This is a genomic window from Variovorax sp. LjRoot130 (assembly GCF_964253755.1).
Classification (GTDB): domain Bacteria; phylum Pseudomonadota; class Gammaproteobacteria; order Burkholderiales; family Burkholderiaceae_C; genus Variovorax.
Window position 1 is genome coordinate 4,577,283 of the sequence record NZ_CAXURM020000001.1, and the last position, 13,596, is coordinate 4,590,878.

Genomic DNA, 13,596 nt, shown 5'->3' on the forward strand with positions numbered 1-13,596 from the left:
AGCCGGCATGGTTTTGGCATGAAATCGCGACAACCGGCGGCCGCGGCATGCGGATTGGCGGTGAGGGACGTCATCTCCACATCACTTGTTCGACAAGAAGGGGCTCGCACATGAAAAGGAAATTGCCGCCGGCAGCCTGGATCCTGATCGCGATGGTGATCGGCATCTTGATCGGCTACATGATCTTCATCAACTTTCCCGACAAGAAGGTGGCCACGCAGATCGCAGGCTACATCTCGATCATGTCGGACGTGTTCCTGCGGCTGATCAAGATGCTCATCGGCCCGCTGGTGTTCTCCACCCTGGTGGTGGGCATCGCCCACATGGGCGACGCGGCCTCGGTGGGGCGCGTCTTCGGCAAGGCGCTGGGCTGGTTCATCACCGCGTCCCTGGTCTCGCTGGTGCTGGGCCTGATCATGGCCAATCTGCTGCAGCCGGGCCTCAACCTGGGCCTGCCGCTGCCCGACATCGGCGCCTCGGCCAACCTCGCGACCTCCAAGTTCACCCTGAAGGACTTCGTCAGCCACCTGGTGCCCAAGTCCTTCGCCGAGGCCATGGCCAACAACGAGATCCTGCAGATCGTGGTGTTCTCCATGTTCTTCGGCGTCGCGCTCGCCTCGCTCGGTGACAAGGCCAAGACCCTGGTCAACGCGATCGACGAGCTCTCCCACGCCATGCTGAAGATCACCGGCTACGTCATGAAGCTGGCGCCGCTGGCCGTGATGGCCGCCATGGCCGCCACCGTGGCGGTGAACGGGCTGGAGATCCTGCTCAAGTTCGCGGTCTTCATGGGCGACTTCTACATCGGCCTGTTCCTGCTGTGGGGCGTCCTGATCTTCGCCGGCTTCGCCTTCCTCGGCCCGCGCGTGTTCAAGCTGCTGGTGCTGATCAAGGAGGCCTTCCTGCTGTCCTTTGCGACGGCGAGCTCGGAAGCGGCCTATCCGAAGATCCTGGACGCGCTCGACCGCTTCGGCGTCAAGCGCAAGATCTCGAGCTTCGTGATGCCCATGGGCTACTCCTTCAACCTCGACGGCTCGATGATGTACTGCACCTTCGCCGTGCTTTTCATCGCCCAGGCCTACGGCATCGAGCTGTCGCTGGGCACCCAGATCACGATGCTGCTGATCCTGATGCTCACCTCCAAGGGCATGGCCGGCGTGCCGCGCGCCTCGCTGGTGGTGATCGCCGCCACACTGAACCAGTTCAACATCCCCGAGGCCGGGCTGCTGCTGATCCTGGGCGTGGACACTTTCCTCGACATGGGCCGCTCGGCCACCAACGCGGTGGGCAACTCGATCGCCACGGCGGTGGTGGCCAAGTGGGAGGGCGAGCTGCTTTCGGAGAGCGATGCCGCGGCCAACGCCAGCAAGATCGACGAGGAATTGAAGGCCACGCTGGCCCACCCGGTTCATGCCTGAGGCACGGCCATGAAGCCCACCTGGAAATCGTCGCTCGCTGTTGCGCTGTTCGCGGCAGCACTCGGCATGTCTGCAATGGCCCGCGCGCAACCCGAGCCCGCCCCGGCGGCGCCCGCAGCGCTGACGGGCACGCTGGCCAAGGTGCGCGACACCGGCGCCATCACGATCGGCTACCGCGAATCGTCGATCCCGTTCTCCTACCTGTCGCCGCGCAACGAACCGATCGGCTACTCGATCGAGCTGTGCCGCGCGCTGGTGGCCGCGATCGAGGAGGCGGTGCACAAGAGCCTGGAGATCAAGTGGGCGCCCGTCACCTCCGAGTCGCGCATCGATGCGGTGGAAAAGGGCCAGGTCGATCTCGAATGCGGCTCCACCACCAACAACCTCGAGCGCCAGAAGCGCGTGGCCTTCTCACCCACGATCTTCGTTTCGGGCACCAAGGTGCTGGTGAAGAAAGGTTCGCCGATCAAGGGATTTCGCGACCTGGCCGGCAAAAAAGTGGCCGTGACGCGCGGCACGACCAACGAGAAGACGATGCAGGACCTGTCGCAGAAATTCAAGCTCAACCTGAACCTGATCGTGATGCGCGACCATGCGGAGTCTTTCGCGCAGGTGGTGGCCGGCCAGGCCGATGCCTTTGCGACCGACGACGTGCTGCTCTATGGCCTGATCGCGCAGAACAAGGGCAAGGTGCAGGGCGAGTACCAGGTGGTCGGCGACTTCCTCTCCTACGACCCCTACGGCATCATGTACCGCAAGGGCGATGCGCAGCTGGCCAAGGTGGTGAACGACAGCTTCCAGGCGCTGGCCATCGACGGCGAGATCGAGCGCCAGTACAAGCGCTGGTTCCTGCAGAAGCTGCCTCTTTCGAGCACCAGCATCAATCTGCCGATGAGCCCGCAGCTGGAGACCATCATCCAGACGCTGGCGGTAAAAACAGAATAGGCGAGCTATTGCTCTGCGAGTTCGTCGGCGCGCGCTTGCGCAGCGGCGAAATCGAGGTCGCCCGAGTAGATGGCCCGACCGCAGATCACGCCCTCGATGCCGTCCGATTCGACCGCGCAGAGCTTGTCGATGTCGGCCATGTTCGAGAGCCCGCCCGATGCGATCACCGGGATGGTGAGCGCCTGGGCCAGCTTCACCGTGGCCTCGATGTTGATGCCCGAGAGCATGCCGTCGCGGCCGATGTCGGTGTAGATGATCGATTCGACGCCGTAGTCCTCGAACTTCTTGCCCAGGTCGGCCACCTCATGGCCCGTGAGCTTGCTCCAGCCGTCGGTCGCGACCTTGCCGTCCTTGGCGTCGAGGCCGACGATGATGTGGCCGCCGAAGGCACTGCAGGCATCCTTGAGGAAGCCGGGGTTCTTGACCGCAGCCGTGCCGATGATCACGTAGCGCAGGCCGTCGTCGATGTAGCGCTCGATGGTGTCGAGGTCGCGGATGCCGCCACCGAGCTGCACCGGGATGTCGTCGCCGACCTCCTTCAGGATCGCCTTGATCGCCGCATGGTTCTGCGGCTTGCCGGCAAAAGCGCCGTTCAGGTCGACCAGGTGCAGCCGCCGTGCGCCGGCTTCGATCCATCTGCGCGCCATCGCGGCCGGGTCTTCGCTGAAGGTGGTGGACTGGTCCATGTCGCCTTGCTTGAGGCGAACACAATGGCCGTCCTTGAGATCGATCGCAGGAATAAGGAGCATGGTGCGGGATTGCGTGGAACGAGCGATGAAGCGCAGGAACTGCTTCTTCAGGGATTCCAGTGGAGAAAGTTTCTATAGAGCTGCAGCCCGTGGTCCGCACTCTTCTCGGGGTGGAACTGGGTCGCAAAAATATTATCGCGTGCAATGGCGGCGGTAAAGCGCTCGCCGTATTCCGCTTCGCCCGCGCTGTGGCGGGCATCCGCCGGCCGCGCGTAGAAGCTGTGCACGAAGTAGAAATAGCTCTGGTCCGGCACGCCGGCCCATACCGGGTGCGGCCGCATCTGCATGACCTGGTTCCAGCCCATCTGCGGCACCTTGTAGCGGCTGCCGTCCGGCTGGAGACGGCCCGCCAGCTCGAACTTGCGCACTTCGCCGGGAATCAGGCCCAGGCCCTCGGTCGGCCCCTCGTCGCTCGTCGACAGCAGCATCTGCATGCCGACGCAGACGCCGAAGAGCGGCTTGGCGGCGGCCGCTTCGAGCACCGATTCCTGCAGGCCCGAGTCGCGCAGTTCGCGCATGCAGTCGGGCATGGCGCCCTGCCCCGGCAGCACGACGCGCGTGGCGCGGCGCACCACTTCCGGGTCGGAGGTCACGAAAACCTCGACCCCGACCTGGTCGGCCGCGTGCTGGACGGCCTGCGATACCGAGCGCAGGTTGCCCATGCCGTAGTCGACGACGGCGACGGTATTCTTGGTCAGAGCGATCCCTTCGTCGAGGGAATGACGCCGGCCGAGCGCGGATCGAGTTCGAGCGCCGCGCGCAGCGCGCGCGCGAAGGCCTTGAACACGGTTTCGCACTGGTGGTGGGCGTTGACGCCCTTGAGGTTGTCGATGTGCAGGGTCACGAAGGCGTGGTTGACGAAGCCCTGGAAGAACTCGTAGGTGAGCTGGCTGTCGAAAGTGCCGATCATGCCGCTGGTGAAGGGCACGTGCATGACCAGGCCCGGACGGCCCGAGAAATCGATCACGACGCGGCTCAGCGCCTCGTCGAGCGGCACGTAGGCGTGGCCATAGCGCCGGATGCCCTTCTTGTCGCCGACCGCTTTCGCGACCGCCTGGCCGAGGGTGATGCCCACGTCTTCCACCGTGTGGTGGCCGTCGATGTGCAGGTCGCCCTGGCAATCGATGTCGAGGTCGATCAGGCCGTGGCGGGCGATCTGGTCGAGCATGTGGTCGAAGAAGCCGATGCCGGTGGACAGCTTCGAGCGGCCGCTGCCGTCGAGGTCGACGCGGACCGTGATCTTCGTCTCCGCGGTGTTGCGCGTGACGGTGGCGGTGCGCGCGCCGGCGGCGACGACTGCTTCGGGTGCCGAGGGGGTGTTCATAGGGATGCTTCGAGGGCCGCAAGCATCTGCGCATTCTCGTCGATGGTTCCGACGGTCAGGCGCAGGCAGTTCGCGAGCAATGGGTGCATTTTAGAAACGTTCTTGACCAGCACGCCGCGCGCCTTCATTCCCTCGAAGGTCCGGGTGGCATCGGGCACGCGCACCAGGATCATGTTGGCGTCGCTGGGCCAGCTCTTCACCGCAGGCAGCCGGGCCAGCGCCTCGAAGATGCGCTGGCGCTGGGCGCGGATCTCCGCCGCCTGCCCGGCAAACACCTCGGCGTGCTCCAGCGCGAACAGCGCGCACTCGCAATTCAGCACGCTGATGTTGTAGGGCGGCCGCACCTTGTCGATCTCGGCGATCAGGGCCTGGGGGCCGATCAGGTAGCCCAGCCGGACGCCCGCCAGGCCGAACTTGCTGAGCGTGCGCATCAGGAGCACGTGGCCGTGGCGCGCGATGCGGCCGATCCAGCTGCGGCCGGCGAAGGGCTGGTAGGCCTCGTCGATCACCACCAGGCCGCCCTGCGCGCCCTGGGCCTCGATGATCTTTTCGATCACGGCATCGTCCCAGAGGTTGGCGGTCGGGTTGTTGGGATAGGCGAGGTAGACGATGGCCGGCTTCTCGCGCGCGATGGCCTCGAGCATGGCGGCCTCGTCGAGCTCGAAATCGGCCGTCAGCGGCACGCCGGCGAAGCGCAGGCCCTGCAGTTGGGCGCTGATCGCGTACATCACGAAGCCGGGCACCGGCGCCAGGATGGCCGCCCCCGGCAGGTCGCAGGCCATGGCGAGCAGCGAGATCAGTTCGTCCGAACCGTTGCCGAGCATCAGCCCGAAGCCCTCGGGTATGGCGGCATAGGCCGCCAGCGCGCGCTGCAGGTCGGCGCCGCGCGCCCCGGGATAGCGGTTCAGCGCGAGTGCGCCCAGCCGCTGGCCCAGCGCGGCCTGCAGCGCGGGCGGCAGGCCGAAGGGGTTCTCCATGGCGTCGAGCTTGATCAGCCCGCGCGCATCCTGCACGGCGTAGGCATGCATGGACTGGACGTCGGTGCGGATGCGGCCCAATGCGCGGGCTGTGGTGGCGGTCGAAGAGGTCATTCGGTTCAAGGCGCGCAGCGGTAGCTGTTGCGCAACGCAGCCGAAAGCACGAGTTGCACCGGCATATCGGCCTCATAGCTGTCGGCATTGCGCGTCAGTTCGGTTTGGTAGAGCGAGCGCGCCATCGCGGGCTCGAGACGGCGGCCGTTGATGCAGAACGGTGGCTTCTGGCCCGCGCGCTGGGCCATGTCGCCGGCCTCGCGCAGGCCCTCGACCACGCCGACGAGATAGTAGTTGGCGTAGAGCTTGCCGTCCTTTTCATTGGCTTCCAGCGTGCGCAGCTCGCGGATGCTCATGGCCTGGCAGGCGGCGCCGAAGGTCAGCAGCGCGAGGGCCAGGCCAGGCCCGAACGATAGCATTCGCATCGCTTCGCCCCCTTCAGCGCAGGCGCAGGCGGGCCGCTTCGGCGTGCGCGGGCAAGCCCTCGCCTTCGGCCAAGGTCACGGCGATGCGGCCCAGGGCTTGCGCCCCCTCTTCGCTGACCTCGATCAGGCTCGAGCGCTTCTGGAAATCGTAGACTCCCAGCGGCGAGCTGAAACGCGCGGTGCCGCTGGTGGGCAGCACGTGGTTGGGACCGGCGCAGTAATCGCCCAGGCTTTCGCTGGTGTAGGCGCCGAGAAAGATCGCGCCGGCATGCTTGAGCAGCGGCTCCCAGCGCTGCGGTTCGCGGCTGCTGACTTCCAGGTGTTCCGGCGCGATGCGGTTGCTGATTTCGCAGGCCTCTTCCATGCTGCGCGTGTGGATCAGCGCGCCGCGGCCGTTGAGCGAGGCCGCGATGATCTCGGCGCGCGGCATCGAGGGCAGCAGGCGGTCGATTTCCTGCTGCACGCGATCGATGTAGGCCGCGTCGGGGCTGAGCAGGATGCTCTGCGCGAGTTCGTCGTGCTCGGCCTGGCTGAAGAGGTCCATCGCCACCCAGTCGGCCGGCGTGCTGCCGTCGGCCAGCACCAGGATCTCGCTCGGGCCGGCGATCATGTCGATGCCGACGGTGCCGAAGACGCGCTTCTTGGCACTGGCGACATAGGCATTGCCGGGGCCGGTGATCTTGTCGACCTTCGGGATGGTTTCCGTGCCATAGGCCAGTGCGGCCACCGCCTGCGCGCCGCCGATGGTGAAGGCGCGCGTCACGCCGGCCACGTGCGCCGCAGCCAGCACCAGCGGATTCTTCTCGCCGCCGGGCGTGGGCACGACCATGATGATTTCGCCGACTCCCGCCACGTGCGCGGGAATGGCGTTCATGAGCACGCTCGACGGGTAGGCGGCCTTGCCGCCCGGCACGTAGATGCCGACGCGATCCAGTGGCGTGACCTTCTGGCCCAGCAGCGTGCCGTCGGCATCGCGGTAGCTCCAGCTTTCGCCGCTGGCCTTCTTCTGCGCCTCGTGGTAGCTGCGCACGCGGCGGGCCGCGGCTTCGAGCGCTTCGCGCTGCACTGCGGGCAATGCATCGAAGGCGGCGCGCAATTCGTCGGCCTTGAGTTCCAGCGTTTCCATGCCGGCCACGTCGAGCCGGTCGAAGCGGCGCGTGTACTCGAGCACCGCCGTGTCGCCGCGCCGCTGGACGTCGGCCAGGATGTCCGCGACCACCTGCTCGATGGCGGCATCCGCTTCGGCCGACCAGTGCAGCCGCGCCTTGAAATCGGCTTCGAAGCCGGCCGAGGCGGTCGACAGGCGTGCGGGAGAGGCTTTCAGGTTCATCGTCAGGCGGAAGGAATGGCCGAGGCGAAGGCGTCGATGATGCGGCGGATCGGCGCTTGCTTGAGCTTGAGCGCGGCCTGGTTGACCACCAGACGCGCGCTGATGTCCATGATGCGCTCGACCTCCACCAGATGGTTGGCCTTGAGCGTGTTGCCGGTCGACACCAGGTCGACGATGGCGTCGGCCAGGCCGGTGAGCGGCGCGAGCTCCATGCTGCCGTAGAGCTTGATCAGGTCGACGTGCACGCCCTTGCTGGCGAAGAACTCGCGCGCCAGGCCGACGTACTTGGTCGCGACCTTGATGCGCGAGCCCTGCTTGACGGCCGATTCGTAGTCGTAGTCGGCGCGCACGGCCACGCTCAGGCGGCAGGCCGCGATGCGCAGGTCGAGCGGCTGGTAGAGGCCCTGGTTGCCGTGCTCGAGCAGCACGTCGAGCCCGGTCACGCCGAGATCGGCGCCGCCGTACTGCACGTAGGTCGGCACGTCCGAGGCGCGCACCAGCACCACGCGCACGTCGGGCCGCGTGGTCGCGAGAATCAGCTTGCGCGATTTCTCGGGGTCCTCGGTCACCTCGATGCCGGCCGCGGCCAGGAGCGGCAGCGTTTCCTCGAAGATGCGGCCCTTGGACAGGGCGAGCGTGATCACGGCTGCATCTCCGCCGGCCCGGCCACGCGCTCGATGTCGGCGCCGAGGCCGCGCAGCTTGCTTTCCATGCGGTCATAGCCGCGGTCCAGGTGGTAGATGCGGTCGACCAGCGTTTCGCCGTCGGCCACCAGCCCGGCGATCACGAGGCTGGCCGAGGCGCGCAGGTCGGTCGCCATCACGGTCGCGCCCGAGAGCTGCGCAACGCCTTCGATCACGGCCACCTTGCCGTCGGTCTGGATCTTGGCGCCCAGGCGCAGCATCTCGTCGACGTGCATGAAGCGGTTCTCGAAGATCGTCTCGGTCACGGTCGAGGTGCCTTCGGCGATCACGTTGAGCGCCATGAACTGGGCCTGCATGTCGGTCGGAAAACCCGGGTATTCGGTGGTGCGGAAGCTCTGCGCCTTGAGGCGGCCCTGGCTCTGGACGCGGATGCCGCCGTCCACCGCAGCCACCTGGGCACCCGCCTCGCGCAGTTTCTCGATCACCGCATCGAGGTGGTCGGCGCGGCCATGCTTCAGCACGACATCGCCACCGGTGGCCGCGACGGCGCACAGGAAAGTGCCGGCCTCGATGCGGTCGGCCACCACCTGGTGCGTGCAGCCGTTGAGCTTGTCGACGCCCTGGATGCGGATGCGGCTGGTGCCGTGCCCTTCGATCTTCGCGCCCATCTCGATCAGCATCTCGGCCAGGTCGGAGATCTCGGGCTCCTGGGCCGCGTTTTCCAGCACGGTCTCGCCGTCGGCCAGCGCGGCGGCCATGAGGAAGTTCTCGGTGCCAGTGACGGTCACCATGTCCGTCGTGATGCGCGCGCCGTGCAGGCGCTTGGCGCCGCCCGCGAGGCTGGCCACCATATAGCCGTGCTCGACCACGATCTCGGCACCCATGGCCTGCAGGCCCTTGATGTGCTGATCGACCGGCCGCGAACCGATGGCACAGCCGCCCGGCAGCGACACCCTGGCCTTGCCGAAGCGCGTCAGGAGCGGTCCGAGCGCGAGCACCGACGCGCGCATGGTCTTCACGAGCTCGTAAGGCGCCTCGGCCGTGTGCAGCGGTCCGGCGTCGATGCGCACGGTGCCTTTGTCGTCGCGCTCGGCCGCCACGCCCATGTTGCGGATCAGCTTGAGCATGGTCGTGACGTCGTTCAGGCGCGGCACGTTGTGCAGCGTGACGGGCCGGTCGGTCAGGAGGGCGGCGCAGAGTTCGGGCAGCGCAGCATTCTTCGCGCCGGAAATGAGCACCTCGCCGCGAAGCGTGCGCCCGCCGCGAATCAGAAGTTTGTCCATGAAAGATCCAGCGAGAGAACTAGGAGTTTTGGTCCGCCCATTCGGCGGGCGTGTAGGTCTTCATCGAAAGCGCATGCACTTCGTCGGTGTGCATTTTGGCACCGAGGGTGGCGTAGACCCGCTGATGTCGCTGGATCGCGCGCTTGCCCTCGAACTCGGTAGAAACGATGGTGGCGTACCAATGGCGACCATCGCCCTCGAGCGCGATGTGCTGGCAGGGCAGGCCGGCCTGGATGATTGATTGGAGCTCTTCGGCAGTCATGGTCATCCTCGGATCTTGTAGCCGATGCGAAGCAAGTGAACGGCGATGGCGCTGACGACGAGCCAGGCGCTGCCGACGATCGCCAGGCTCAGCCAGGGCGAGGCGTCGCTGACGCCGAAGAAGCCGTAGCGGAAGCCGTCGATCATGTAGAAGAAGGGATTCAGGTGGCTCACGGTCTGCCAGAACGGCGGCAGCGAGTTGATCGAATAGAACACGCCGGAGAGAAAAGTCATCGGCATGATCAGGAAGTTCTGGAAAACGGCCATCTGGTCGAACTTCTCGGCCCAGAGCCCGGCGATCAGGCCCAGCGTGCCGAGCATGGCGGCACCCAGGAAGGCGAACACGAGGATCCACAGCGGGGCGACGAAGCTCGGCATGGCAAACAGTGCGGTCACCGAGAACACGCCCACACCCACCGCCAGGCCGCGCAGGATCGAGGAACCCACGTAGGCGAAGAACCAGCCCCAATGCGACAACGGCGTCAGCAGCACGAACACCAGGCTGCCCATGATCTTGCTCTGGATGATGGACGAGGAGCTGTTGGCAAATGCGTTCTGAAGCACGCTCATCATCACGAGGCCGGGCACCAGGAAGGCGGTGTAGCTCACCGTCCCGTAGACCTTGACGTGGTCTTCGAGCACATGGCCGAACACCATCAGGTAGAGCACCGCGGTCAGCACCGGGGCACCGACGGTCTGGAAGCCGACCTTCCAGAAGCGCAGCGTTTCCTTGTAGAGCAAGGCACGCCAGCCGAGCGCACCGACCATCATCGCGCCACCTCCAAGGGAGTCTGCTCGCCGGCCATCAGGTCGATGAACACGTCTTCGAGATCGGCCTTGCGCATCTCGACGTCTTCCACGTCGAGCCCGGCCTCGCGAATGGCGGCGAGCATCTGTTCGACCTCGCGGGCGTTCTGCGCCGGCAGTTGCACGATGCGGCCGGTGATGCGGGCGTGCTGCGCGAGAGCCCAGGGCAGCATGCCGTCGGTCTTGAAGCGCAGCACGTTGCTGGCGGCCGAACGCAGCAGCTCGCTCGTGCGGTCCAGCGCGATCACGCGGCCCTGCTTGAGCATCGCGATGCGATGGCACAGCGCCTCGGCTTCTTCGAGGTAGTGGGTGGTCAGCAGCACCGTGCTGCCCTGCTTGTTGAGCTTGGCGACAAACTGCCACAGGGTCTGGCGCAGCTCGACATCGACGCCGGCGGTCGGCTCGTCGAGCACGATCACGGGCGGCTTGTGCACCAGCGCCTGCGCCACCAGTACGCGGCGCTTCATGCCGCCGGAGAGCTGGCGCATGTTGGCGCCGGCCTTGTCGGCGAGGCCGAGGCTGTGCAGGAGTTCGTCAATCCAGTCGTCGTTGTTCTTGATGCCGAAGTAACCCGACTGGATGCGCAGCGACTCGCGAACGTTGAAGAAAGGGTCGAACACCAGTTCCTGCGGCACCACGCCGAGCTGGCGGCGCGCTTGGGCGTAGTCGCGCTGGACGTCGAAACCATGGACGCTGATGGCGCCCGAGCTCGGCCGCGAGAGGCCGGCGAGCATGCTGATCAAGGTGGTCTTGCCGGCACCGTTGGGGCCCAGCAGGCCGAAGAACTCGCCCTCTTCGATCTGGAACGTGACCTCGTCGACCGCGCGCAAGCCGGGCTTTCCCTGGGCGCGTTGCTGGCGTGAGGCAGGATAGGTCTTGGAGACCGATTGGAAGGAGATCGCGGGCATGGGAACCCGCGATTTTACGGGGCGACGTCGCAAGCTGCCTCGCAACGGTCTTATTGCCGGATGCGGCCGCCGCCGGGCCGCCCCAGGGCGAGCCGCGCCTCCCCCTCGGGGGGTGGCGAATTACACGCAGCGAAGCGGAGTGAAAAGCCGAGGGGCTGACATCTTCTACGGTGCGGCCGGCAAAAGGCCTGCCACACCGTACAGCGACGCGAGCTCGCGCAGGCGCGACGGCAAGCCCTTCACCGCGAAGCCGCGACCGAGCGCACTCGACTCGCGCCGGCATTCGAGCAGCACCGCGAGTGCCGACGAATCGAACTGCGCCAGCGCGGTGGCATCGACCACGGTGGACGAACCCGTCTGCCCTGCGAGCCCCTGCCGGAGCATAAGCACGCACGCGGGCGCGTCGTCGTGCGTCAGCTTGGGCGGCAGGACCAGCATCGGGCGCTCTTTCCTGTCACTTCTTGCCGTTGAGCTTGTTGCGCTCCACCAGCTTGGCGATCAGGCCGTCGATGCCCTTGGCGTTGATTTCCTGCGCGAACTGGCTGCGGTAGGTATCGACCAGCCACACGCCGAGCACGTTCAGGTTGTAGATCTTCCAGCCGCCGGCCTCGCCGGGCGTCTTCTCGAGCCGGTAATCGAGTTGCACCGGGTCGCCGCTGCCGCGGACCTCGCTGCGCACCAGCACTTCCTTGTCGTCGGGCGAGCCGCGGAAGGGGCGCACGGTCACGGTCTGGTCGCTCACCTGGTCGAGCGCGCCCGCATAGGTGCGCACCAGCAGCTTCTTGAATTCTTCCTGGAGGCGCTGTTGCTGCTCGGGCGTGGCCTGGCGCCAGGCCGGGCCCACCGCCGAAGCGGTCATGCGCTGGAAGTTCACGTTCGGCATGATCTTGGTGTCGACCAGGACCATGATCTTGTTGACGTCGCCCGCCTTGATCGTCTTGTCGGCCTTGATGGTATCGAGCACATCGGTCGAGAGGCGCTTCACCAGCGCGTCGGGCGCTTCGTCGGCAGCGTGGACAGGCCGCACGAAGGCGGCGGCGCCCGCGAGCAGCAGGCCGGCCAGCATCAGGCGTCCGAAGGAGCGGCGTTGCAGGATCTGGTTCATCGATAAGTCCCTTGTTTGAAGTTTCAGGTCAGACGACCGTGGCAAATTGGAGAAACGGTTCGCCTGCACGGTTCCCGCTCGGAGGTAAAGGGCCGCAACGGGATGCAAGCGCCGGACTCACTCGTTGCCATCATTCGGCAGGTTGCCGTCGTGCACTTCGTTGCGCCGGCGCTGCAGGAAGGCATCGCGGGTGAACGAATACTTGTCGAGCGCGGCATCATCGAGCAGCTGGCCTGCACGAAGCAGGTTGGCCCGGCCATCGATCACGCGCAGCACATACAGCGAGTTGCGCACCGGAATGTCGTTCAACGCGCGCAGCAGATCGCCCCGCCGATCGATCGGCCACGCCGCCGTGTCGCGCAAGGTCGACGATCCGAACAGCGGCAGCACCACGTAAGGACCGCTCGGCACACCCCAGCGGCCCAGGGTCTGGCCGAAGTCTTCGCTGTGGCGGTCGATGCCGACCTCGGTGGCGATGTCGAGCAGGCCGCCCAGTCCGAAGACGGTGTTGACGTTCACGCGCATGAAGGTCTCGGCGCTGTTCTGCAGCTTCAGCTGCAGCACGCTGTTGACGAAGCTCCAGACGTCGGACAGGTTGCCAAAGAAGTTGTTGACGCCCGTGCGCACCGGCGAGGGCAGCACTTCGCGGTAGGCCGTCGCGGCGGGACGCAGCACTGCGTCGTCGACGACGTCGTTGAAGCGTGAAACCCCGCGATTGAAAGGCTCGAAGGGATCGGCCGGATTGGGGTGGGGACCGGTCGCGCAGCCGCTCGCGATGGCGAGAAGGGCAAGCGCGCCGAGGCGGCGCAGAACAGAAGCGCCGCGGATCGCGGACGAAAAGTTGGAAGTGGATCGCGGTTTCATTTCTTGTTGGCGTTGCCCGATGGCGTGCTGCCCTCGGACGCCTTGTTGTAGAGAAACTGACCGATCAGGTTCTCCAGCACGACGGCCGATTGCGTTGCGGTGATGGTGTCACCGGCTTGAAGGTTCTTCTCCTCAGCCCCAGCTTCGATCCCGATGTACTGCTCGCCGAGCAAGCCGCTGGTCAGGATCTTGAGGGAGCTGTCCTTGGGGAAACTGTAACGGCTTTGCAAAGCGAGCGTGACGCTGGCCTGAAAGTTCTTGTCGTCGAACGTGATCGATTCGACACGCCCGACCACCACGCCCGCGCTCTTGACCGCGGTTTGCGGCTTGAGTCCGCCGATGTTGTCGAAGCGCGCAGTGACGGGATAGGTCCTCTGGAAGCTGAGGCTCAGCAGGTTGGCTGATTGCAGCGCAAGAAAGAGCAGCGCCGCCGCGCCGATCAGCACGAACAGGCCGACCCAGATGTCGTTGTTGGAACGTTGCATGTATGTGCCTTCCGTCT

17 protein-coding genes are annotated in these 13,596 nt (G+C 66.0%); 2 read left to right on the plus strand and 15 right to left on the minus strand.

Features of this window, described 5'->3' with window-relative positions:
* Positions 1-110 precede the first annotated feature (110 nt).
* The gene (locus ACSQ86_RS22870) at positions 111-1,418 is read left to right on the plus strand and encodes a dicarboxylate/amino acid:cation symporter (RefSeq protein ID WP_436305179.1); all 1,308 of its coding nucleotides are present in this window, start codon (positions 111-113) and stop codon (positions 1,416-1,418) included.
* Between the two features lie 9 nt (positions 1,419-1,427).
* Positions 1,428-2,363 carry an amino acid ABC transporter substrate-binding protein gene (locus ACSQ86_RS22875; RefSeq protein WP_093105652.1) on the plus strand — a complete coding sequence of 312 codons (936 nt, stop codon included), beginning with the start codon at positions 1,428-1,430 and terminating at the stop codon, positions 2,361-2,363.
* 5 nt (positions 2,364-2,368) lie between these two features.
* On the opposite strand, the gene hisA is transcribed toward ACSQ86_RS22875, so the two are convergent.
* From hisA to mlaD, 15 genes are all read right to left on the minus strand, one after another.
* The gene (gene hisA / locus ACSQ86_RS22880) at positions 2,369-3,112 is read right to left on the minus strand and encodes a 1-(5-phosphoribosyl)-5-[(5-phosphoribosylamino)methylideneamino]imidazole-4-carboxamide isomerase (RefSeq protein WP_093105649.1); all 744 of its coding nucleotides are present in this window, start codon (positions 3,110-3,112) and stop codon (positions 2,369-2,371) included.
* Positions 3,113-3,159: 47 nt separating this feature from the next.
* Entirely contained in the window at positions 3,160-3,816 is a 657-nt protein-coding gene (gene hisH, locus ACSQ86_RS22885) for an imidazole glycerol phosphate synthase subunit HisH (RefSeq protein WP_280142630.1), read from the minus strand.
* Positions 3,807-4,436, minus strand: coding sequence for an imidazoleglycerol-phosphate dehydratase HisB (hisB, locus tag ACSQ86_RS22890; RefSeq protein ID WP_093105644.1), 630 nt, complete (start codon positions 4,434-4,436; stop codon positions 3,807-3,809). The genes hisH and hisB overlap by 10 nt, the downstream gene beginning before the upstream one ends.
* Complete coding sequence (hisC, locus tag ACSQ86_RS22895; protein WP_436309633.1) at positions 4,433-5,527, minus strand: histidinol-phosphate transaminase; 1,095 nt, start codon at positions 5,525-5,527, stop codon at positions 4,433-4,435. Before hisC ends, hisB begins: the two co-directional genes overlap by 4 nt.
* A gap of 5 nt (positions 5,528-5,532) precedes the next feature.
* Entirely contained in the window at positions 5,533-5,886 is a 354-nt protein-coding gene (locus ACSQ86_RS22900; RefSeq protein WP_436309634.1) for a hypothetical protein, read from the minus strand.
* Positions 5,887-5,905: 19 nt separating this feature from the next.
* A complete protein-coding gene (gene hisD, locus ACSQ86_RS22905) occupies positions 5,906-7,222 on the minus strand; it encodes a histidinol dehydrogenase (protein ID WP_436305182.1) in 1,317 nt (438 codons plus the stop codon).
* A 2-nt stretch (positions 7,223-7,224) separates the two neighbouring features.
* Positions 7,225-7,866 (minus strand): ATP phosphoribosyltransferase, encoded by a 642-nt coding sequence (hisG, locus tag ACSQ86_RS22910; protein ID WP_093105634.1) that lies wholly within the window; start codon positions 7,864-7,866, stop codon positions 7,225-7,227.
* Positions 7,863-9,149 carry a UDP-N-acetylglucosamine 1-carboxyvinyltransferase gene (gene murA, locus ACSQ86_RS22915; protein WP_436305183.1) on the minus strand — a complete coding sequence of 429 codons (1,287 nt, stop codon included), beginning with the start codon at positions 9,147-9,149 and terminating at the stop codon, positions 7,863-7,865. Before murA ends, hisG begins: the two co-directional genes overlap by 4 nt.
* Positions 9,150-9,168: 19 nt before the next feature.
* Positions 9,169-9,411 carry a BolA family protein gene (locus ACSQ86_RS22920; RefSeq protein ID WP_436305184.1) on the minus strand — a complete coding sequence of 81 codons (243 nt, stop codon included), beginning with the start codon at positions 9,409-9,411 and terminating at the stop codon, positions 9,169-9,171.
* A gap of 2 nt (positions 9,412-9,413) precedes the next feature.
* Entirely contained in the window at positions 9,414-10,178 is a 765-nt protein-coding gene (locus ACSQ86_RS22925) for an ABC transporter permease (protein ID WP_436306340.1), read from the minus strand.
* Positions 10,178-11,125 carry an ABC transporter ATP-binding protein gene (locus ACSQ86_RS22930; RefSeq protein ID WP_093105627.1) on the minus strand — a complete coding sequence of 316 codons (948 nt, stop codon included), beginning with the start codon at positions 11,123-11,125 and terminating at the stop codon, positions 10,178-10,180. Before ACSQ86_RS22930 ends, ACSQ86_RS22925 begins: the two co-directional genes overlap by 1 nt.
* Before the next feature lie 165 nt (positions 11,126-11,290).
* On the minus strand, positions 11,291-11,563 hold the full coding sequence (locus ACSQ86_RS22935; protein ID WP_436305185.1) for an STAS domain-containing protein: 273 nt from the start codon (positions 11,561-11,563) through the stop codon (positions 11,291-11,293).
* A gap of 16 nt (positions 11,564-11,579) precedes the next feature.
* Entirely contained in the window at positions 11,580-12,230 is a 651-nt protein-coding gene (locus ACSQ86_RS22940; protein ID WP_436305186.1) for an MlaC/ttg2D family ABC transporter substrate-binding protein, read from the minus strand.
* 117 nt (positions 12,231-12,347) lie between these two features.
* Positions 12,348-13,094 carry an MlaA family lipoprotein gene (locus ACSQ86_RS22945; RefSeq protein ID WP_436305187.1) on the minus strand — a complete coding sequence of 249 codons (747 nt, stop codon included), beginning with the start codon at positions 13,092-13,094 and terminating at the stop codon, positions 12,348-12,350.
* Positions 13,091-13,579, minus strand: coding sequence for an outer membrane lipid asymmetry maintenance protein MlaD (gene mlaD / locus ACSQ86_RS22950; RefSeq protein ID WP_436305188.1), 489 nt, complete (start codon positions 13,577-13,579; stop codon positions 13,091-13,093). The genes ACSQ86_RS22945 and mlaD overlap by 4 nt, the downstream gene beginning before the upstream one ends.
* Positions 13,580-13,596: the final 17 nt, after the last annotated feature.